Below are 303 nucleotides of genomic sequence, written 5' to 3' on the forward strand. Positions count from 1 at the left end.
AATTTCATCCCCTAAAGCATTAGTAGTAACTTCAACACTACCATTAGCATTATCAAGTTTATTTCTAAAGTCTAAAGACTTATATTCTTCAAAGATCTTATGAATAGCATTCATATCTGATCCTACTCTAGCCTGTAAAGCATCAAGAAGTCTATTTAGAACATTTTTAAGTTCAATCAGTTGTGGGTTTCTTGGATTAGCAGTAATTCTTGCAGTAAGATTACCACTTTCTACTACTCCTACAGTTTCAACACTTTCTTTTACTGCTTTAGCATCTTGTTCTAAACCTTGTTTAGTAGCAAG

Annotated in this window: 1 pseudogene; it reads right to left on the reverse strand. The window is 32.3% G+C overall.

The annotated features are described in order from the left end of the window. Positions 1–303, reverse strand: a pseudogene (locus KAR88_RS08740) (chemotaxis protein); the annotation flags it as partial.

This window comes from Campylobacter sp. JH23 (genome assembly GCF_017846595.1).
Lineage (GTDB): Bacteria > Campylobacterota > Campylobacteria > Campylobacterales > Campylobacteraceae > Campylobacter_D > Campylobacter_D coli.